We start from the raw sequence: 22,368 nt of genomic DNA, 5'->3' as shown, positions 1-22,368 counted from the left end.
ACTTTTGATATTTAAGCTGTGTATTACATCAATTTTCCTTTTACGAGCTCCTCTTGAAAAGCGCGAAGGCGTTTATACTCGCTCGTAATATGCTGAAAATAGTGTTCCCAAGTGTCCATATCGCCCATTTTTTTATAAACGCGTTTCAGCCTTTTTAAATATTTCACAGCGTCTTTGTAGCTTGATCGGTTTTTTGCAGCGATTTTGCCGGCAATTTCTTGATGCAATAGGGGAAGCAGCACACCGGGTGCTTTTTTTTCAATGACAGTAAGAAGCCGGCTCTCTACATCATCTAGAGAGAAACCGATCGAAAGCTGAAGCTCCGCCCATGTATGAAACAGGCCTTTTTCTATTAAATATTCATGATAAACTGCATAGCTGTACGGAAGAAGCTTTCGGCAAGCGTGTTCGAACGTCTCGTCATCCCCAACTTGAGCACGGTAATGTTCAAACTCATTTAATAAATAATATATCGTTTCTTGTCGATCGTAAAAATATTCTACTTGAATATACAAATTGGCTTGATCAAGAATTACCGGAACCCATTTTCGGAACCGTTTAAATTCTTTTCTTTTATTCATCGATATAATCCAATCAAACAATAACGGCAAAAGTGGAAGCTCAGTTTCGTTCAAATAATGGATGATGCGGTCATCGTTTTTGTCCAAAAAATCAAAATGGAAAATAGCGAGTTCGCATTCAAGAATGAACAAACCGCCTTTTTTCATTTCATCATCTTTTCGATGTTCAAGCATCGTCCGCTCTTCTTCCATCCACTTTTTTCGGTTCAGTAAATACTCCCAGATGATCCGGTAAATAACGACTCGCTCATAGAGAAAAGCTTTGCCGCAAAACAAAAGCTCGCGGATGTGATCCCTCATGTCATGTAAAATGGGATCAGCGGAAAAAGGTAAAGGCGTTGTTTTTATTTGCTTTACATGTTCAATGATCTCAAGCTGCAATTCTTCTATCACTTGAGCAGCGTATTGGAAAAGAGCTGGCGAATTTGTATTTGTTTCGTTTTGATGGCAAAAGCGGCAAATTTCAACAAGCAGACTACTTGCCAGCATGATATGGTAGAGAGGTTTTAACCCTCGGTTTTTAGGCTCCTTCTTTTTCAGAAGAGGATACACTTTATACCAAATCGCATAAATTCTTTGTGTACCGAAGAGTGTTTCAACATTGTCCAGTTCGCCTTTAAAAAGCTCCGCCCAATCGTCGGCCGGTTGTTCACTCGGCTTCATTCCTTTTTGAATCAAGCCTTCCTCCTTCAACACGGCCAGCTTTTTATTCGGTTTTTCTTTCCACTTGTTAAAAAAGTCACCGAGATCGTCTGTTAATGCATAAATATATAAAAAAACAGCAATGAGATGACGGCATGGAAACTCATTAGAACAGGAGCAGCTTGACAGCTGGAAATATTCCAAATCAAGCTTGACATATGCGCGCTTTACGTCCTCAACTGCCGCCGTAATAAATATTCCTTCTTGCTTGACATTAAACACGTTTCCTTGTCTATATAAAAGAAACCCTTTTTTCATCCATTCACGTTGTTCCTCTGTTTCAGGGGAAAGCATGTTTATCACTTGTTCTGAACAATGAAGCACTAATTGTTTATCGAAAATATGGGAAGGCATGAGAAGTCCGCTCCTTTGTCGTTTATAGCAACACGTTCCTTACGATTATAGCGCAAAATGCGAAATCGAACACTATTCTTGTCTAGTAAACTATTGCAACTTTGATTTGATGTTAGTATAATTGTCATATCTTGCTGTTTAATTTTGTAAAAATTTGAAGAAAGGAAATTTTTCAGAATGAAAGAGACAAAGAAGATCCAGGACGAATTTCTGAAAATTCTCCTTAATGCGTATAAGCAAGGTGAAACAAACGAACATGTCACTACGAAAGAATTATTAAAACAGCTTGAACACGAGATTAAAAAGGTGTATGTATCATAGCTGTGGGATTGTGGGATTATCCCACATCATACTGAAAGTAGCAGGCATCCGCCAGATACTTTCAAGCAAAAATAGAAATATACGAAATCAAGTAGAGAAAAACGGTTTGTTTTCTCTACTTGATTTATTTTAAGTGACTTATCTGACATCTCCTTTCATTCTGCATGTTTTAAAAGCTAGGGAACGTTTGATTGTTCTATCTCCCCCGAACTAAAAATAAGCCTTTTTTCCTGTAAACATCATAAGGCGGCTGACCGATATGGGTATTGTAGTCTTACTTCCATATTATTTAGTAAGAATTTTGATATATCAGCCAAGAAAAGTGTGTTCGGGGGAGGGTGAAGGGTTGAAAGGTCAATGGTTGACGCCGGAAGAAATCGAAGCAAGAAGAAAAATCAAAAAAATGTGCCTTTATATCGCTTTTCCGGTTATTGCTGTTGCCATTGGGGCGGCTGCCGCAATTTTGCTGAATACGATGTAGGAAGAAAGTGTAAGGAGGTGAATTGAAACGATTCGCCTCCTTACGCTTTTTTCTGAAAAAGGACAAAATTCTCTATAAAAATTGTCGAATCAACTAGATGTTGGAAGAATTTAATATTATAATAAATTGATAGGTAATGACATATTTTGCAACGGAGGTAAACATGGAAGAAACAATTAGTTTAAAAGAGATATTGGATACATTGAAAAAACGGATCAGCTTAATTATTCTCATTACGGCGATTGCAACGGCGGCAAGCGGCATTGTCAGCTATTTTTTTATTACTCCGATTTATCAAGCTTCCACCCAAATTTTAGTCAACCAAACGAAGGATGACCAAGCCGCTTTTCAATACAACGAAATTCAAACGAATTTGCAGCTCATTAATACATACAATGTCATTATTAAAAGTCCAAGAATTTTGGAGCTGGTGATTGAAGAGCTGGGTTTAAACGAGACGGTCGATGAATTAAATGAAAAAATTACGGTCGGAAGCGAAAAGGACTCGCAGGTCGTCAACATTTCCGTTCAAGATCCTGATCCGAATCATGCAGCAAATATTGCCAACACGATCGCGAGCGTTTTCCAAAAGGAAATTAAAAATATTATGAACGTTGACAACGTCAACATTTTGTCGAAAGCGGAAGTGAAAGAAAATGCTTCTCCTGTCAAGCCGAAGCCTGTCTTAAATATGGCGATTGCGTTTGTTGTCGGATTGATGGCCGGCGTTGGACTTGCGTTTTTGCTTGAGTATCTTGACAACACGGTAAAGACAGAGCAGGATATTGAGAAGCTTTTGGAGCTTCCTGTGCTTGGGGCAATTTCTGAAATGGATAATGAAATGAACAGTTCGACAATGAATCAAGCGGTCAAAAAATCGAGAGTCAGGGGTGAGACGTATGGCGCCTAGAGCGAAAGGAATGAAGCAAAAACAGCGCACATTGATCACGGCGCTCAACCCGAAATCGCCGATCTCTGAACAATACCGGACGATTCGGACAAACATTCAATTTTCGTCTGTGGACCATGAAATTCGTTCAATCATGATTACATCAACTGGCCCTGGAGAAGGGAAGTCGACAACGGCGGCAAACTTGGCTGTTGTGTTTGCTCAGCAAGGGAAGCAGGTGCTGTTAATTGACGCCGATTTGCGCAAACCGACAGTTCATTATACATTCCGGCTGCAAAACATTCACGGATTGACAAGTGTGTTGTTGAAAAATGCGACTTTGCAGGAAGCTGTGTCGGTAAGTGAAGTTGATCATTTGGACGTTTTAACAAGTGGACCTATTCCTCCGAATCCAGCCGAGCTTTTGTCATCGAGAAGCATGGTGGAGCTGCTCAAAGAAGCTTATGATCAGTACGACATTGTGATTATTGATTCTCCGCCTCTTTTAGCGGTAGCGGATGCGCAAATTTTGGCTAATCAAGTCGATGCGTCGATCATGGTGGTGGCAAGCGGAAAAACGGAGAGAGAAGCAGCGTTAAAAGGAAAAGAATCATTGTTGTCGGCAAAAAGCAAGCTGTTAGGAGTTGTATTAAACGGCAAGCCGCAGAAAGACAGCCATTATTACTATTATTACGGCGGGAAAAACTAGGTATTTTTTCCTATTTTTCTTTGAAAAAAACAGTCTACTTGTTTAAAATGAGAATATCTGATTTTTTTCCGTGATTTGAAGGATGGTGTCGTATGATGATTGATCTGCACTGTCATATATTGCCGGAAGTGGACGATGGAGCGAAGCATTTGACTGAAAGTATCGAAATGGCGCGAGCGGCTGTCCGTCAAGGGATTTCGGTCATTACCGCTACACCGCACCATAAAAACGGGAAGTTTGACAATGAATGGAGCTTCGTTAAAGAAAAGACAGAAAAATTGAATGAAACATTGAAACAGGAAGGAATTCCGCTTACAGTTGTTCCCGGCCAAGAGATCCGGCTGTACGGGGAACTGCTTGAAGACTTTTCGGCTGGGAACTGCGGCGGTTTAAATCAGTCAAACTATATTTTAATTGAGTTTCCTTCAAACCATGTGCCAAGATATGCGGAACGGTTGATATTTGATATGATGATGGCCGGGCTGAATCCGATCATTGCCCATCCAGAGAGAAACAGCGAAATTGCGCAAAATCCCGACCTTTTGTATAAGCTTGTAAAGCAGGGAGCGGCAGCCCAGCTGACAGCAGCAAGCCTTACGGGAACGTTTGGCAGCAAAATTAAAAAATTTTCTTTCGAGTTGCTAAATTCCAATCTTGTTCATTTTATTGCTTCAGATGCGCACGATTTGAAGTATAGGAGCTTTCACATGCAGGAAGCTTTTGCGGAAGTGGAAGAACAATTTGGCATAGATGCGGTCGAATATTTCAAAGAAAACGCCGACTGCGTCATTCGAAACGAAGCGATTTACAAAGAACCGCCCGAGCGCATCAAAAAAAAGAAGTTTTTTGGAATTTTCTAAATTACAATATATGACTGGCTATTTGACAGATTGTTTTGTGAAATAAAAGATGCCTTAAAAAGGTGATGTCTCTTTACCTTTATCAATAGAGGCACTCGGCCGCACTGTGGGTGCTTCCAAAAGGACACCTTAGACGCTAGTCGTCGATGGTGCGGTGTGAGGGCGGGTTAGATGCCCGGTTTATCAACAAAAGAAATTCATTGGTGGGTGCCAAAATGAACCAACACCTGCAAAGTATCCTTTGATCTGTATTAAAGAAGGATAATACTAATTCATGATGATAAATGTGAAACAAGTGCAAAAAATAGAAAACGTCGAGGAATGAAGCATCGTAATACATAAGAAAAAATTTTTTGATAAAAACTTGCTCAAAAAGATATTAAGCTTTGATCATAAATGAGATGCCTGAAAAACATACAGAATAGAAAGCAAAACAATTACTGAACTAGGGAGAGCTATGGATGGTGTATTTTAGCAAAAAATGTTAAAACTAAGAAGTAAACTGGAAAACCACTGGGGACGACATCAAGTGGTTATTTTTTTCAAAACCGATATGTATCTACGTATGCTCTATTGATGAATAGATTATACGTAGGTCCGTATAAACAAAAAGTACAAAGGGAAGTGAGTGAGTATATTGAAAAAAGTGAGGAAAGCCATCATACCAGCTGCGGGGCTCGGAACAAGATTTTTGCCCGCAACGAAAGCGATGCCGAAAGAAATGCTGCCGATCGTTGATAAACCGACGATTCAATACATAGTAGAAGAAGCGATCGAATCTGGCATTGAAGACATCATCATCGTCACCGGAAAAGGGAAAAGAGCGATCGAAGACCATTTTGACAACAACTTTGAGCTCGAACAAAATTTAGTTGAAAAAGAAAAATTTGATCTCTTGGAAAAAGTGCGCCAATCTTCCAAAGTAGATATTCATTACATACGGCAAAAAGAACCGAAAGGGCTTGGACATGCCGTCTGGTGCGCTCGGAAATTTATCGGCGACGAACCGTTTGCGGTGCTTCTTGGAGATGACATCGTGCAGGCGGACAAGCCTTGCTTAAAACAGCTGATGGACGAATATGGAAAAACGGGAGCATCGATCATCGGCGTACAGCCTGTTCCTGAAGAAGAAACACACCGCTACGGCATCATCGAGCCGCTCGAACAAACGGGCCGCCGATACGAAGTCAAAAACTTCGTCGAAAAACCGGCAAAAGGAACCGCGCCATCCAATCTCGCCATTATGGGTCGGTACATACTAACGCCTGAAATTTTTCTGTTTTTGGAAGAACAAAAAATCGGAGCCGGCGGCGAAATCCAGCTAACAGACGCCATCCAAAAACTAAATGAAATCCAACGTGTCTTCGCCTACAACTTCGAAGGAAAACGATATGATGTTGGGGAAAAAATAGGTTTTATACAGACGACTATTGAATTTGCATTGCAGTATCAGGAGTTAAGAGAAGATCTTATTCAATTCATGGAGAAAATATTAAGCGATATGAAAGTAGAAGAGAAATAAAGGGGGACGGGGAGTTGTCGAAGTCGAATTCTGTACAAAAAGTGTTTGCTTCTAATCACAGCGTAGAATACACTTCCTTTCAAAGTTTAGAAGATACATCTAAACTATACGCTATTACAAAAAGAACAATGGATATTGTCGGAGCAATCATTGGACTTATTTTAACAAGTCCGCTTTTTTTTATTATTAGCATCTTCTATTTATTCGGTGACTCGAAAGGACCGATTTTCTTCAAACAAATTCGTGTAGGGAAAAATGGAAAAAAATTTTATATTTATAAATTTCGCTCCATGATTGTTAAAGCAGAGGATAAACTGAAAGCAGATAAAGAACTTTATCAAAAATACGTAGAAAATAATTATAAGCTGGAACCTCATGAAGATCCTCGGATTACGAATTTAGGACGTTTTTTAAGAAAGACAAGTTTAGATGAAATTCCTCAATTAATTAATGTTTTAAAAGGAGAAATGAGTTTAGTTGGACCGAGACCAGTTGTTGTTGAGGAATTAAGAGAGTATGGTGATAGGGTAAATGAATTTCTCTCCATAAAACCAGGGATGACTGGATATTGGGCTGTAAGTGGAAGAAGTAACATAGATTATCCAGAAAGAGTAGATTTAGAGCTCTTTTATGTTTATAATCAATCTTTTTATTTAGACATTAGGATTATTTTTAAAACATTGCAAATTGTTTTAACTAGAAAAGGTGCATATTGATTTATGATTATGAAAATTTACAAATTTAATAGCCAGTAGAAATTTTAACTATTCTTTTAAGGTTATTATTAAAACTATATAGGGTGTTGTTTATGAATTTAGCATATCAGAATATAGAGCAAAAAAAATGGTTTATATTTATTATAATAATATTAGGAGCAATTTTGGGGATAGTTGCTTCCAATGGAATATTGTTGATATCGTTTTTTACTCTTTTATTACTAATGTTTCTTTTTTATCTATTTGTGTACAATAGAAATTTGTTCATCTTGATTTTTGCCGTTAATTACTTCTATACTTTTGAGTTAAATATAAATATACAATTTAATAGGAATATTGATATCTTATCACTTGTATTTATTTTATTCATGGGGATAAGAAGTGATATTATTTTAAGAAATTATAAAAACTTGAAGTTTTTGTATTTATTAGCGTTATCCAGTTTGTTAATTTTGTTTTCATCTTCACTTTTTTCACATGAAATTTTAAATTCGTTTAGAGGAACCTATGAAGTTCTTGTTTTTTATTTATTTATTATCTATGTTTTTGATAGTTTTAAAAATTTACATGATATTGAATTATTTATCAGTAAATTATTTTTAGTTTTTATTATATGTTTGGTTGCAAATTGGGGATTGCGTTTTTTATATCCTAATTTAACCTTAAATAAAAATGTATACGGATTTATTCTAGATTTAATTATTCCACTAGGATTTGTGCTATTACAATATAAAAAAAATCTAAAGATATTTCTTTTTCTATTACTAAGTATAATTACACTACTTTTTAATGATAGTAGGGGGAGTTTATTAGCTGTAGTAATCTCAATTTTCCTCTATCTAATATTATATAAAAGAAATATTATAAAGATTTTTCGGTATGCATTAGTCGGTTTATTTATTTCTGTGATATCATTCTTTGTTCTGCCTGATACTATAATTACAAGGTTGACTGATATAGATGATAAAAATGATTTTAATACTATTACTAGAATCGATATGTGGGAAGCTAGTAGAGATCTTTTTGTTAACCACCCTTATATCGGTATAGGGCTCAGAAACTTTAATTATTACTATAATTCTTTTTATAATGATTTTCCTTATTTCAATCCATTTCATCCTCATAATACTTATCTATATATATTATCGGGAACTGGGATTATTGGAAGTTTAGTCTTCTTGATAGGAGTAGTTGTATTTGGATTTATAATTATTAGGTGTAGGAAAAAATCATCAGATTATTTAGGTGCTTTTGTTACAGGAGTTCTAGTATCCCTAGTTGCGCTTTTAATTCATGGAATGGTAGATACTTATATAATATATATATCTGTAATGCTGATGGTTTCCTTGTATATTGGGTTAGTTTTAAAGATTTATCAATTTTCCAAATGAATATTCAATGCTTTTGATAGCGAATTTAGGAACTTAAAAAGTTCTTTTTTACTTAAGAACGTGTTGCAAAACGCATAACGAATGCATAAATGCACATAAAAAATCCACCACCTTGGAAATCATATACAGTGATCAAAAAAACAACTCTCCAAGGGGTGGACACTATTATGATTTCCAATTGGAACAGCGAACATGCATGGACTTATGAAATTGACCCAATTTTAGAAGCATTATTTCGGTATATCGACTCGCTATCATTGCCGGAAACACCGTATGTGACAGGAAGACCGCCGGTGTCGAAAAAATCGTTGTTGAAATGTTTCTTTTTGAAAACCTATTTTTCCATTGATTCCTTGCGAAAATTAGTGCGCATCCTGCATCGTTTTCGCTGTTTTCAACGGGCCTGTGGGCTTGGTGAAGTCCCTCACCTTTCTACGTTTTCCCGTGCGGCGAAGTGGTTCCGGGAACAAGGATTTCCTGTTTTTCATGCACAGCTGCTCAAAGATCTAGAAGTACGTTATCCGCAAATCGTGCTGATCGACAGCACGGCCCTTCGAAGCAGTTTTTACGATTCACAGGCGAAGTGGGGAGTGTCCACCCGATATCACTGGTTTAAAGGATATAAACTCCATCTCTGCACCACCGCCGAGGGAATCATTTTATCTCATGTGTTGACCACAGCGAATCGAAATGATGCGGCAGTAGCACCAGAATTGCTTGTTTCTTTAAAGCAGTGGGATATCGAATTTGTATTGGGTGATGCCGCGTATGACAGTGAAAAGGTTCGTCAAACAGCAGAGCAGTCAGGAATCCTATTCATTTCCCCTATCAACCGCCGCAATAGCGAGGAACGAAAAGATGCCTATGGCCGGGTTCTTCCTGTCTTTTTGAAAACGAGATTTGGCCAATGGCTGTTTGGACTTCGTCGTGAGATTGAATGAGTATTTAATGAGTTAAAGAGTGACGGGTTGGAACAGCCAAGATGGTATGGATTTCATCGATATGTACTGCATGTGTTATGTTGCATCCTTATGCATAACTTCGAGTTTTTACTCTAGTTTTGCAACACCATCACTTAATTTAAGGATTATTTATATAAGATGCTCATGTTACAAATGTATCACCATCGGAAAAGGATAAAAACCAATTTTGTCGAATCTCCTCCTTGCAACTAAGGTCAGGAGGTCGTTCTGAAATTGGTACTTCGAGTCTGAATATAAGACGACCTATGGCAGCCTGGTGTACCATGGAATGTCGTTCCTTGCCGAAGAACGCAGGATAGAATGCTCCAATGAGAGATTGCTGCATCAGCTGTTTGTCCAAGGTCGCAAGGAGAGATTTATCGTGCAAGTTCTTTATGAATGTTGTTGTGGATTGGATGTTCACAAAAAATCGATTACCGCTTGTACGATGATCTCAGAAGGCAAGGACCAAATATTTGGCACGATGACGGATGATTCCCTTCAGCTGGCCTATTGGCTCAAACAAAAGAACGTAACTCACGTGGCGATGGAATCCACCGGAGTTTATTGGAAGTCAGTGTACCCCCTGAAGTATTTGGTTGTAAACGCCCAGTACATTAAGACGGTACCCGTTCGGAAGACGGATATCAAAAATGCGGAATGGATCGCCGAGCTGTTGCGACACGGTCTCATCAAAGCAAGACATATTCCAAATCGAGAACAACGAGAGCTTCGAGAACTGATTCACTATCGCCGAAGCCACATTGAAGAGCGAGCTCGGGAGTTGAATCGGATGCAAAAGGTTCTTGAGGAAGCGAATATCAAGCTTTCCTTGGTTGTCTGCGATATCAACGGGGCTTCGGGTAATGATTCAAGTGCTGATCGATGGAACGGAAGCTCCGATTCTTTCTGTCTACATTGACCAAGTAGCTGAACAATTTCGGTATATCTAATTTTCTCGATGAGGTAATTGCACAATTAGATGCAGAAATCAAGGAACGAATGTTCCTTTTTGAGGAGGACCTAGAGCTCATCGGACACCATTCCCCAGCATTGGGAGACAGTGGACGAACAAATTCTAGCTGAAATCGGAACAGCCATGAGCTGTGTCTCCATCCACCCGCATTTAGCCTCGTGGGCTGGTCTGGCTCCAGGGAAACATGAAAGTGTCGGGAAGTGAACATCGACTCACATGACAAAAGGGAACAAGAAGTTGTGCACATGTTTAGTTGAAACTATTCGGGTCGCCACCCGACAGAAGCATATGTATCTTTAGGCTCAATACCACCGAATCATTGCCTGTCGAGGAAAAAACTGAACCACGATCGCCGTGTCGCATTCCATTCCGGTCATCATTTATCACATGTTAAAACGAAGAGAGCTATATAGTATAACGAGTCAGTTTTTTTGAGAGCATAAATCATCAAACTTAATTTCAGAGGTAGAGAATTATGAAAAAAATAATGTTTCTTTCTCATACAGCCAAATTAGGTGGTGCTGAAAGAAGTTTACTAGATATTTTAAAATATATTGATAAAGATAAATTTCAACCTTACTTTGTTTGCTTTGAAGAAGGACCATTGACGAAGGCTGCTTCAGAAATTAAAGGAGTTGAAGTTAATATTATTCCTTTTTCTAAGAAAATTATTTCATTTAATCGAGATACAAATAGCTTATTTCAGTTAATTTATGCTCTTCTTCTTATTAAACCATTACTGAAGTTGATTATGCTGGCACATTTAAAAAAGATTGATATTATATATTCAAATTCAATGAAAGCCCATTTTATAGGGGTATTGTTAGGAAAAATAACAAATAAACCTGTTATTTGGCACGTTAGAGACATATTAGAAGAAGGTCTTTATAAAAAATTGTTTCGTTTGTTTTCTAAATTTACAAGGAAAATTATATGTATATCTAAAGCTGTTTCAGAGCAGTTCTCACATCCTGACATTGAAATTGTTTATAACGGTTTAAGTACTACAATGAATAGAAGTAAACATGAAATAATTGAAAAAAAAGAAAATGACTATTTTATTGGAATGATAGGTCAATTAGCAAAATGGAAAGGACAAGATATATTTGTTAAAGCTGCCAACATACTTGTAAAAAAATATCCTAACATGAAATTCTTGGTTATTGGCGATACTTTGTTCGAAAAAGAGGCTGATTTTAAGAAACATATAAAGTTCCTAGCAAAAGAAAATCCTAATATTATTTTCACAGGTTACAAAGAAAATGTTCAGGACTATCTCAGTCAGTTAGATTTATTAGTACATGCATCTGTAAAGCCAGAGCCTTTTGGAAGAGTTATAATTGAGGCAATGGCAAATAAAGTACCTGTGATTGCGACATGCATAGGAGGACCTCTAGAGATTATTGAACATAATAAAAACGGTATTCTATATAAACCCAATAGTGTAGATGATTTGGTAAAAACCATAGAGTATTTGTATTCAAATAAAAATTTGACAGAAGAATTAATATATAATGGATATAAAACCTTTATTAACAGGTTCACAATTCAAAAAACTGTTTCTTCAATTGAGAGAATTATAGAGGAATTGTAGATTAATTGATTTGCTTATGCTTTATTATGGAGGGAAATATGATAAGAGTATGGATGTATCCTAAAAAAAGCCCCGAAAACAAATATAATGAGCTTCTGTCTACTTCTTTAGAAAGAGAAAAAATAGAAGTTTTGGATTTTAATTGGGCTAATTTATTTAAATTAAAAAGGAACGATATTATTCATTTTCATTGGATTCAAGGAATTTACCAATCAAATTTTAAATTTTTAATGGTTATAAAACTAACTATAATGCTGTTTATATTATTATATTTAAAATTTAAAAATGTAAGACTTGTTTGGACAGTTCATAATCTATATCCTCATGAATATAAATTCAAATTTTTAGAAAAAGTAAGTCGTAAGCTTTTTATGAGTTTTTGTAATAAGTTAATAGTAGCTAGTGAGTCCCTAAAAAATAAAGTAATAGATGAATTCAAAATTAAAGAAGATAAAATATTAGTAATCCCCCATGGTCATTATAGAGATGCTTATAAAAGTATAGGAAAAGATTTTAGGGGCATTTATGGAATTCCAAAAAGTAGTTTTGTATTCCTATTTCTGGGACAAATTAGACCATATAAAGGAGTTATTAATTTAATTGAAACTTTTCAAGAGTTATACAATTCCCAAAAAGATGTATATCTTGTTGTAGCAGGAAAACCTTCTGAGGACATGAGGCGAGCTATAAAAAACTTAAATATTAATAACAAAAACATAATACTAGATTTAAGGTTTATTCCAGATGAGGAAATTGTAGATTTGCTTTCCTGTGCTGATGTATTAGTTTTACCGTATGAAGAAATTACTACTTCTGGTTCTGCTATTTTGGGAATTTCTTTTTATAAAGTCGTAGTTTCTCCTGCTACTCCATTTTTAAAAGAGTATTTAGATGAAAAAACTTCGGTATTATATGATTCGAGCAAAGAAGGACTAAAGGCTGCTCTGCTTAAAGCACAAAATTTAAAATATGATATTCGTAATTTTGAAAAGATATTGAGCAATTTAGAGTGGAAAGATATCGCTAAAAAAACTATTGCATGTTATAAAAATATACAAAACTAGTAGGGTGGCAAATTATATAAGGTGATGAAATCATATGTTTTTCCGTAATATAATATGGTCTTTTTTTAATACTATTGGAATACAAGGAATTTCCATAGTGACGACAGTTATTTTAGCTCGACTTTTAACACCTGAAATCTTTGGTTTTTTAGGAATAGCTACTTCAGTTTCTGCCCTTATCTTAGTTTTTCAGGAGATAGGTTTTGGTAGTTATTTGATATATACAAAAAATTTAAAAAGAGAAGATATTTCTACTGTTTTTTTCTTAAATATAGTTATCTCTTTTATACTTTCATGTACTATGTATTTGTTATCAGGAATTATAGCTGATTTTTATAGGATTAAAGAAGTAGAGACAATAATTAAATATATATCAGCTGGGATGTTTATAGGAGCTATTGGAACGACAAGCAGAAGCATTTTGGTTAGAAATAAAAAATTTAAAACATTAACTGTTATTGATTTAGTAGCTGAATCTTTGAGTAGTATTTTTTCAGTTATTTTGGCTTTTAACAATATGTATCTTATTTCTGTTACTTCTCGATTTTTATTTCGACCTTTAATTAGAACAATCCTTCTGTTAGTTATGAATCAAAAAGGATTGTTTGGGATTCCGAAATTAAGAAAAATAAAAGATATGTTTTTATATAGCGGAAGAGTAATGTTCTCACAAATAATGAATTTTTTGGGTAATAATTTAGATTATTTTTTGATAGGGAAAATGTTAGGTGCTAAAAGCTTAGGATACTATACAGTGGCGTATCAGTGGAGTGTTATTGCTAGGTTCGCCATTTCAGGAGCAATAGCAAAAGTTGCTTTTCCCGAAATCTCATATTACCAGAAAGATTTTGATAAAGTAAAATTAATATATTTAAACATGGTAAATAAGTTAGCATTCTTTACTTTCCCTATCTGTTTAGGTTTATTAGGTATAGCTCCTGAGTTTATTGAAGTTTTATATGGAGAAAGTTGGAGAGATTCAGTAGTTATATTGCAAATTCTATTAATAGCTGGCTTAATTACTTCTGTTGGAACAGTAGGTGGATCTGTTCTAATGGGGATTGGTAAAGCGGACGTTGAGTTAAAGGTAAGTATTTATTCTACCATTTTATTAGGTGTGATGATTTTTTTTGGAACTTTCTATGGTCTATTAGGTGTTGCGATAAGCATTGTGGCACAAACTATAATAATTGATAGTTACAAAATTTTGCAGATATCTAGGTGTATAGATTTGAAAATAACGAGTATTTTAAAATGTTTACTACCCAGCTTAATCAGCTCTATCTCAATGTTAGTCTCACTGCTTTCATTAAAATTATTTATAGTCAATTTAAATAATTCATTTCTTAAAATGTTTATTATGATTTTATTTGGATTTTTGTTTTATATAATATTTTCGTATATATTTAATCGAAAGGTATTGAAATGGTCTATATATAAAATGAAAACAGTTTTAGTCAAAAATAAGGTTTATGCTTAAAATTTAACTGATATTTTAACAATAAAATAAAAATGTTAGAACAGATGAAATTCAATGCAAGGAGAGATTGCTTTGAAAATTTCAGTTGTAGGAACAGGTTATGTTGGTCTAGTTACTGGTGTAGCTTTATCTGAAATCGGTCACAATGTTATTTGTATTGATATAGATGAACAAAAAGTCGAGAAAATGAAAAAAGGGCAATCCCCTATTTATGAGCCAGGTCTGGATGAATTAATGCGAAAAAACATAAAAGCTGGAAGATTGCATTTCACAACGAGTTATAAGCAGGGAATTTCTGAAGCTGAAGTGATTTATATTGCTGCTGGAACACCACAGAAGAAAGATGGTTCAGCTGATTTAACTTACATTGAACAAGTTGCAAAGAATATTGGAGAACATATTGAAAGAGATGGAATAGTAGTAGTAACTAAAAGTACTGTTCCAGTTGGTACAAATGAAAAAGTGAAAAATTGGATTAAAAGTAGTTTAAAGAAAGAAGTCCAATTTGATATTGTTTCTAATCCTGAATTTTTACGTGAAGGCTCTGCTATTTATGATACGTTTCATGGAGACCGTATTGTTATTGGTGCTGAAAATGAGAGGGCTGCTTCAATTATTGAGGAAATTAATAAGCCTTTTGGAATCCCTATCTTTAAGACGGATATAAGAAGTGCAGAAATGATTAAATATGCATCAAATGCTTTTTTGGCAACAAAGATAAGTTTTATAAACGAAATTGCTAATATTTGCGAAAAAGTCGGTGCGAATATTGAAGATGTAGCCTATGGAATGGGGCTAGATAATCGCATTGGTTCGCAATTTTTAAAAGCTGGAATTGGATATGGTGGATCTTGTTTCCCTAAAGATACACGTGCTCTTGTTCAAATAGCCGGGGATGTTCAACATAAATTTGAATTGTTAGAAGCGGTTATTAATGTTAATAATAAACAGCAGGTGAAGTTAGTTCAAAAAGCAATCGAAGAGTTAGGTAGCTTGAGAGGGAAAAAAGTTGCATTATTAGGATTAGCTTTTAAACCTAATACAGATGATATGCGTGAAGCTGCTTCTATCGTAGTTTCAAAACAGCTTCTTGAATTCGGAGCTTATATTAAGGCATATGATCCAGTAGCAATTGAAAATGCTAAGAAAGTTTTATCCAACGAAATCGCCTTTGTAGATACAATTGAAGAAGCTTTACTAGATGTAGATGTAGCATTTATTTTAACAGAATGGGAGCAAATTAAATCTATTGATCCTAATAAATTTGTTGAACTAATGAAAGAACCAATTGTATTTGATGGAAGAAATTGTTTTAATTTGGAATACATGAAACAGTATCCAATAGATTATTACTCTATTGGAAGACCTTATATTTTAAGGAGAAGTAGTAAACTGACTTGCCTCTTTAACCAAAAGCGATAATTAATTGTAACAAAGTTGTTAGGAAAGAATAAAAAGGAGTTTTTTTAATGCCAACAAAAGTAGCAATCATTCACGACTGGCTAGTCACCTATGCAGGCGCTGAGAAAGTATTGGAGCAGTTGCTAATGATTTACCCTGATGCCGATTTGTTTAGTTTAGTGGATTTTATAGATGAAGACAAAAGGGATTTTATTTTAAATAAAAATGTTCACACGTCTTTTATTCAAAAGTTGCCATTTGCTCGAAAAAAGTATCGCAGCTATCTGCCTTTTATGCCGTTGGCTATTGAGCAATTGGATGTATCAAAGTACGATATTGTCATTTCTAGTTCTCATGCAGTTGCGAAGGGAGTGATTACGGGTCCTGACCAACTGCATATTTCTTATGTTCATTCGCCAATCCGATACGCATGGGATTTGCAGCATCAATATTTAAAAGAAGCGGGATTAGAACGCGGAATGAAAGGCTGGATCGCGAAGGCAATCCTTCATTACATAAGAAATTGGGATTACCGTACAGCGAATGGTGTCGATTATTTTGTAGCGAATTCAAAGTTTATCGCTCGGAGGATTTGGAAAGTGTATCGAAGAGAAGCGGATGTCATCTATCCGCCGGTAGATGTGTCCGCTTTTACTTTCCACGATAAAAAAGAAGATTTTTATCTTACAGCATCTCGAATGGTTCCATACAAGAAGATCGACTTGATTGTTGAAGCTTTTTCACAAATGCCAGATAAAAAATTAGTCGTTATAGGTGACGGACCGGATTTTAATAAAATTAAGGCAAAGGCTGCTTCTAATGTGGAGTTGCTCGGATACCAGCCTTTTGAAGTTTTAAGAGACTATATGCAGCGGGCAAAAGCGTTTGTATTTGCCGCAGAAGAAGATTTCGGAATCACACCTGTTGAGGCACAGGCTTGTGGTACTCCAGTTATTGCCTATGGGAAAGGCGGGGCATTAGAAACTGTTCGAGGATATGGACAAGCTGAGAAGCCAACAGGTTTATTTTTTGAAGAACAGACTGTGGCATCGTTAGTTCAATCTATTCAGTTGTTTGAGAATATCTCGGGAGATATTCAATATCAAGACTGTCGTGAAAATGCGTTGCGTTTTTCACCAGAGAGATTTAGAAAAGAATTTGAAGACTATGTGAATAGTAAACTTGAAAATATGTAGATAAAAATAGGAGGTTTCCGATGAAGCTTGTATTACTCTCTGGAGGTTCCGGCAAACGCCTTTGGCCGTTATCAAATGATGCTCGTTCGAAACAATTTTTAAAAGTGTTAGAAAATCAAAACGGCGAGCTGCAGTCGATGGTTCAGCGCGTATGGGAACAGCTAGGAAATGTTGACCTAGCTGATTCCGCCGTGATTGCTACAAGCAAATCCCAAGTCGATATGATTCAAAACCAATTAGGTCAAGATGTACCGATTATTATTGAACCGATGCGGCGCGATACGTTTCCAGCGATTGCTCTAGCATCGGTTTATTTATTTAGTGTTCAAGGCATTAGTTTAAATGAAGTTGTGGCTGTATTGCCTGTTGATCCGTATGTAGAGGACCGTTTTTTTGATAGAGTGAAAGATTTAGAGAAAAACGTACTCGCAAGTGGTGCTGATTTGGCGTTAATAGGTGTCGAGCCAACGTATCCATCTGCGAAGTACGGTTATATTGTTCCCGCTTCTAAATCTAGTGATAGTGATTATTTAAGAGTAAGTCATTTTACGGAGAAGCCAAGCGAAGAAAAAGCAGCGGAATTAATTAAACAAGGCGCGCTTTGGAACTGCAGCGTGTTTGCTTTTAAACTCGACTATATTATTTCTTTGCTGCAAGAAAAGGGATTTCCAACTCAATATGATGGGCTATTAAAGCAGTATGATAAGTTGCCGAAAATCAGCTTTGACTATGAGGTCGTGGAAAAGACAGAACATATTGTTGTGTTGCCATATGATGGCTATTGGAAAGACCTTGGTACGTGGAACACGTTAACAGAGGAAATGGCAACAAACCAAATCGGTAAAGGTGTTATTGCTGCTTCAGAAAATACTCACTTAATTAATGAACTCGATATTCCAGTTACTGTATTAGGAGTGTCCAACGCTATTGTTGCTGTGAGTCCGGATGGAATTTTAGTTTCTGATAAAGCAGCAAGTCCAAAAATTAAAGAACTTGTAAGCGACTTTGATCAGCGTCCAATGTATGAAGAACGCCGCTGGGGCTGGTATCGGGTATTAGATTATACAAGGTTTGAAGATGGACGAGAAGTATTAACAAAACGAATTGGCGTTACAGCAGGGAAAAATTTAAGTTATCAAATGCATTATCATCGCAGTGAAGTGTGGACCATCATTAAAGGTGAAGGAGAATTTGCTTTTAACGGAGAAATTCGCCGTGTGAAGCCGGGGGATGTGCTTGAAATTCCTGTCGGTGCGAAACATGGAATTAAAGCGATTACTGATTTAGAATTTATCGAAGTGCAAACAGGAACGGAGTTAATTGAAGAAGATATTGTTCGTATTTATATGACATGGGAAGAAGTAGAAGCAAATTGCTTCTCTGCGAGTAAATGATTTATTGGCTGCTAGAAGGATGTGTTTCTTCTAGCAGCTTCTTTTTTGTTAGTAAAAGAAAAAGAAGGGTTTTAATCGATTTTCATGCACTCTGTTTTCTAGGAATGCATCTGGTGCGGTACGAAATTGCGGGATTTGTACGGATATGACATTCCTTCTGAGCAAACGGGAGAGTGTTGGCCAATTCGGCGCATCCATACAAGAGAGAGAAGAACTTGTTTCCGCATTAGAAAACTCAGTCATAACAATAGTCCATCAAATAGTTAACGTATTAAATTGGGGGATTGTATATGATTCTCGTTGTTGGCGGAGCCGGTTATATCGGTAGTCATTTTGTGAAAGAGTTAGTTGAAAAAGAGCAAGTCATTGTGCTTGATAACTTATCGACGGGTCATCGCTATTTAGTTGATGAACGAGCGGTGTTTGTTCAAGGAGATTTAGGGAACAAAGCGGATCTTGAACCGATTTTTGAAAAATACCCGATTCAAGCTGTCATGCATTTTGCGGCGAACAGCTTAGTCGGCGAATCAGTGGTGAATCCGCTGAAATATTATCAAAACAACGTTGCTGCTACATTAACGTTGCTAGAAACAATGTTGAAATATAATGTGAAAAACTTTATTTTTTCGTCTACTGCGGCAACGTATGGGATTCCGAATGTCAAATTAATTACGGAAGATTGCCCAACAAATCCAATTAACCCATACGGCCGTTCGAAGTTAATGATCGAACAAATTTTAGCGGATTTTGCTTCTGCGTATGGGCTCAACTATGTCGTCCTTCGCTACTTTAACGCAGCTGGAGCGCACGAGTCGGGAGAAATTGGCGAAGACCATAACCCAGAAACGCATTTAATCCCGATTGTTTTACAGCATTTGTTAGGCCAGCGCGACAAAATTTCTGTCTTCGGTACGGACTATAATACACCAGATGGGACATGCATTCGTGACTATATCCATGTCACCGATTTAGCGAAAGCGCATATTTTAGCGCTGGAAGCATTGTTGACGGGTAAAAAGAAAACTGCCATTTACAATCTCGGAAACGGCTTAGGTTATTCCGTTAAAGAAGTGATAGAAACATGTGAAAAAGTCACGGGACGTAAAGCCGTCATTGAATACACCGACCGCCGTCCGGGCGACCCGGCGCATCTTGTCGCATCCTCGCAAAAAATTTATGAAGAACTTGGCTGGAAAGCGGAATATTCATTGGAACAAATCATCGAAAGCGCGTGGAAATGGCATAGTCGAAATGTGAAGTAAACAACAACAGCCTCTTGCCAAACAATTTCAGTGGAGGCTGGGTTTGTTTTTATTTTGGAACTGTATTTACTCTCTTTGTATCTAATAGTTATCATATTTTTATTTTCGATGTTAATAGTAGGTGTTTTTGTTTATCATTGTTTATGTTCCAGATTGCAAAATGTATTTTTGTGAATATTTTGATATTGTTCTTTGTTTGGTAGAACTGTGAGATGGCAAGACGAAACGAAAATTCAATTGTCTTTATTTATTAAATGAGCTAAAATTCAAGACAAGCAGCAATGATTCGGTTTATTTTTGACAAGGGGAGTGAAAAATAGTGCAGGATTTTTTGGAGGATGGGAACCTAAAGCCTGGGATACATGAATATACATGTAAAGAGTTTAAAGAGCAATTTGTACAAAACTTCCCTCATTCTGAATCGCGTCAAGACATCTATGAAAAGTTTGGTGTATGGATTAGGAAATTGGTGAAAATGTTACCACCTCGATATATTTGGTTAGATGGTAGCTTTCTAACAACGAAGCTGAATCCTAACGATATTGATTTGGTCGTTTTTTATCGACCGGAAGATATAGAATCTAAAGAAGTATCAGAAGCACTAGGCATCTATATTGATCAGATATCTAGATTCAAATAAAGTTTCAGAGAGTCTTATTTTATAAATACAATTGTTCGGTGTTAGGCTAACATAGGAGGATGAAGGGACGGTTTTGATTGCTGAAAAAGAGACTGCTTTGAGGTATTCAATTATATCTGCGTTTTATTTAATAAAGAAAGCAGGCGAATCATCTGGATTATATAGATGATTCGCCTGTTTTTACCTGATTAATGTAGGAGCCTTTCTGTGTTTTGTGGCTTGTTCGTAAGCGTAGGCCATTCCAATTAGTGCGGCTTCGCTCCACATTTTTCCGAAGAAGGCTAGGGCGAACGGGGATCCGTTTTCGTAATAGCCAGCTGGAACTGTGATCAATGGTAAACCGCTGATATTTATTTCTGATATTGTTGTTGATTGTATATTTTCCTCTTGGATGTTTGGAATTGCAGTCGGCATTTGAGGATAGACAAATCCGTCAAGCTGTTGGTCCTCAATCACTTGATAGATAATTCGGAGCAATTCACCTTTCACTTCATTGAATTCTGTCAAATCTGGTAAAACACTATGATCTGCCATAGCTTTCTCTTCATTGACAAAATCCGAAACTAAAGCAAGTGGTCCATCTTCTGTCCATGGGACCGCCCCCGCTTTGTCGAATACAGTTTTAATGGAAAGGGTTTTATCCTCTGGATTCAGATTTTTTAGGTACTTTTCAAGGTCATAAAAAAATGTTTCCATTCCTAAGAAAGTATTTTTGGATGAAACATACTCAGCGAGCCCTGTCCCGGCAAACGGATCTTCAACTACCTCTGCACCTTGTGCTTTTAGTATTTCAATGGCAGAAGCATAAAGCTTTTTCGTTTCATCAGAGAGTTCCTGTGTACGCCATCCCGGTCCGTACAAGCCGACTCGTTTGCCTTTTAGATAATTTTTTTTAAGAAAAGCAGTGTAGCCTTCTTTAGGAATATTCCCGATTGCAGCAATTGTTTTAGGATCTTCTTTTGAATACCCAGCCATCACACTCAGCATAATTGCAGCGTCTTGGACAGTACGAGCGTGCGGTCCCAAGACATCCCGGGTACTGCCGGCAAGAGGTGTCACCCCAGTTGTTGGGATTAATCCGAAGGAAGTTTTAATTCCAACTAAGGCTTGAGCTGCTGCAGGAACTTGAATGGATCCGGCCGTTTCTTCGGCGACGCCCAGCACAGCTAAGTTTCCTGATACAGCAGTCGCCGTACCACTGCTGCTTCCGCCTGGTGAAATCGACCGATTTACTGCGTTATATGTCGGACCGTCCCAGCTATTGTTTGCATTATAGGCACAACTAAAAGCAGGAATATTAGTCTTACCAAGAATAATCGCTCCCGCTTCTTTAAGTCTTGTTACAACCGGGGCATCCTTTGTTGGCATTAATTCGATCCCGCCTGCTTTTTTACAAAAAGGTGTCCAGCCAAATGTCGATGGATATCCTGCCATATCCACCGCTTCTTTTATAACAATTGGAATCCCTGCCAGTGGTCCAAGTTCAGCTCTTTCTTCATACAGACGATCCATTTCTTTCGCGTCTTCCAAAGCATTAGGGTTCATGAAGGTGAATGCGTTATAAATTTTTTCAAATTGTTCAATTCTATTTAAATAGGATTGAACAACCTCTTGAACTGTGTATTCACGATTTTTGTAACCGGCTATGAGTTCGTCTACAGTCACTTCTTCAAATCGGAAACCTTCGCCAACAGATTTTAATAAAGTACTTTTTTCCAATTGTAATAACACCTCTTTGTTTTTATTTTTATATTCCCTAATACAAATTTAAAATCCTATTATTTGGATTGACTTAATTTTATTACATATATAAAACTCACTGTATTAACTTGGCAGATCATCTTACATAAAAATTTGAAAAATCAAGAAATGT

The 22,368-nt window shown here is 36.6% G+C and carries 20 protein-coding genes and 1 pseudogene; 19 read left to right on the top strand and 2 right to left on the bottom strand.

All coding sequences use genetic code 11. The features are described from left to right. Positions 1-23: 23 nt before the first annotated feature. Positions 24-1,637: an SWIM zinc finger family protein gene (locus NSS70_RS19300; protein WP_339197978.1), complete on the bottom strand. Its 1,614-nt coding sequence runs from the start codon at positions 1,635-1,637 to the stop codon at positions 24-26. 177 nt (positions 1,638-1,814) lie between these two features. Between NSS70_RS19300 and NSS70_RS19295 the strand changes: the two genes are divergently transcribed. The 19 genes and pseudogenes from NSS70_RS19295 (at position 1,815) to NSS70_RS19210 (ending at position 20,495) form a co-directional block, all read left to right on the top strand. Beyond that, positions 1,815-1,958, top strand: a complete 144-nt coding sequence (locus NSS70_RS19295; protein WP_186439282.1) for a hypothetical protein — start codon at positions 1,815-1,817, stop codon at positions 1,956-1,958. 346 nt (positions 1,959-2,304) lie between these two features. Then, entirely contained in the window at positions 2,305-2,439 is a 135-nt protein-coding gene (locus tag NSS70_RS19290; protein WP_339197976.1) for a hypothetical protein, read from the top strand. Positions 2,440-2,602: 163 nt separating this feature from the next. Beyond that, positions 2,603-3,349 (top strand): YveK family protein, encoded by a 747-nt coding sequence (locus tag NSS70_RS19285; RefSeq protein ID WP_066248041.1) that lies wholly within the window; start codon positions 2,603-2,605, stop codon positions 3,347-3,349. Further along, entirely contained in the window at positions 3,339-4,037 is a 699-nt protein-coding gene (locus NSS70_RS19280) for a CpsD/CapB family tyrosine-protein kinase (protein ID WP_340788934.1), read from the top strand. The genes NSS70_RS19285 and NSS70_RS19280 overlap by 11 nt, the downstream gene beginning before the upstream one ends. Positions 4,038-4,132: 95 nt before the next feature. Continuing rightward, positions 4,133-4,897, top strand: coding sequence for a tyrosine-protein phosphatase (locus tag NSS70_RS19275; RefSeq protein ID WP_340789248.1), 765 nt, complete (start codon positions 4,133-4,135; stop codon positions 4,895-4,897). A 637-nt stretch (positions 4,898-5,534) separates the two neighbouring features. Continuing rightward, complete coding sequence (gene galU / locus NSS70_RS19270; protein WP_340882586.1) at positions 5,535-6,419, top strand: UTP--glucose-1-phosphate uridylyltransferase GalU; 885 nt, start codon at positions 5,535-5,537, stop codon at positions 6,417-6,419. A 41-nt stretch (positions 6,420-6,460) separates the two neighbouring features. Further along, a complete protein-coding gene (locus NSS70_RS19265; RefSeq protein ID WP_445290604.1) occupies positions 6,461-7,135 on the top strand; it encodes a sugar transferase in 675 nt (224 codons plus the stop codon). A 92-nt stretch (positions 7,136-7,227) separates the two neighbouring features. Beyond that, positions 7,228-8,526, top strand: a complete 1,299-nt coding sequence (locus tag NSS70_RS19260; RefSeq protein ID WP_340882343.1) for an O-antigen ligase family protein — start codon at positions 7,228-7,230, stop codon at positions 8,524-8,526. A 167-nt stretch (positions 8,527-8,693) separates the two neighbouring features. Then, positions 8,694-9,584: pseudogene (locus tag NSS70_RS19255) on the top strand (transposase). A 193-nt stretch (positions 9,585-9,777) separates the two neighbouring features. Beyond that, the gene (locus tag NSS70_RS19250; protein ID WP_340882340.1) at positions 9,778-10,410 is read left to right on the top strand and encodes an IS110 family transposase; all 633 of its coding nucleotides are present in this window, start codon (positions 9,778-9,780) and stop codon (positions 10,408-10,410) included. Positions 10,411-10,551: 141 nt separating this feature from the next. Beyond that, a complete protein-coding gene (locus NSS70_RS20965; RefSeq protein WP_445290592.1) occupies positions 10,552-10,668 on the top strand; it encodes a transposase in 117 nt (38 codons plus the stop codon). A 271-nt stretch (positions 10,669-10,939) separates the two neighbouring features. After that, entirely contained in the window at positions 10,940-12,058 is a 1,119-nt protein-coding gene (locus NSS70_RS19245; protein ID WP_340882337.1) for a glycosyltransferase, read from the top strand. A gap of 38 nt (positions 12,059-12,096) precedes the next feature. Then, positions 12,097-13,122 (top strand): glycosyltransferase, encoded by a 1,026-nt coding sequence (locus NSS70_RS19240; RefSeq protein WP_340882334.1) that lies wholly within the window; start codon positions 12,097-12,099, stop codon positions 13,120-13,122. 34 nt (positions 13,123-13,156) lie between these two features. After that, positions 13,157-14,602, top strand: coding sequence for an oligosaccharide flippase family protein (locus NSS70_RS19235; RefSeq protein ID WP_340882332.1), 1,446 nt, complete (start codon positions 13,157-13,159; stop codon positions 14,600-14,602). A 72-nt stretch (positions 14,603-14,674) separates the two neighbouring features. Further along, entirely contained in the window at positions 14,675-16,024 is a 1,350-nt protein-coding gene (locus NSS70_RS19230; protein ID WP_340882330.1) for a UDP-glucose dehydrogenase family protein, read from the top strand. 47 nt (positions 16,025-16,071) lie between these two features. After that, entirely contained in the window at positions 16,072-17,199 is a 1,128-nt protein-coding gene (locus tag NSS70_RS19225; protein WP_340882327.1) for a glycosyltransferase family 4 protein, read from the top strand. 20 nt (positions 17,200-17,219) lie between these two features. After that, positions 17,220-18,593: a sugar phosphate nucleotidyltransferase gene (locus NSS70_RS19220; protein ID WP_340882324.1), complete on the top strand. Its 1,374-nt coding sequence runs from the start codon at positions 17,220-17,222 to the stop codon at positions 18,591-18,593. A gap of 290 nt (positions 18,594-18,883) precedes the next feature. Then, positions 18,884-19,855, top strand: coding sequence for a UDP-glucose 4-epimerase GalE (galE, locus tag NSS70_RS19215; RefSeq protein ID WP_340882321.1), 972 nt, complete (start codon positions 18,884-18,886; stop codon positions 19,853-19,855). Positions 19,856-20,174: 319 nt separating this feature from the next. Continuing rightward, positions 20,175-20,495, top strand: coding sequence for a DUF6932 family protein (locus NSS70_RS19210; protein WP_340882318.1), 321 nt, complete (start codon positions 20,175-20,177; stop codon positions 20,493-20,495). A 180-nt stretch (positions 20,496-20,675) separates the two neighbouring features. Here the strand turns inward: NSS70_RS19210 and NSS70_RS19205 are convergent, their stop codons facing one another. Further along, positions 20,676-22,214, bottom strand: coding sequence for an amidase (locus NSS70_RS19205; protein ID WP_340882316.1), 1,539 nt, complete (start codon positions 22,212-22,214; stop codon positions 20,676-20,678). Between the last annotated feature and the right edge of the window lie 154 nt (positions 22,215-22,368).

Origin of the sequence: Aeribacillus sp. FSL K6-2848, from assembly GCF_038004325.1 — a bacterium.
GTDB classification, from domain to species: domain Bacteria; phylum Bacillota; class Bacilli; order Bacillales; family Aeribacillaceae; genus Aeribacillus; species Aeribacillus composti.
This window is presented reverse-complemented; position numbering and strand designations above follow the sequence as displayed.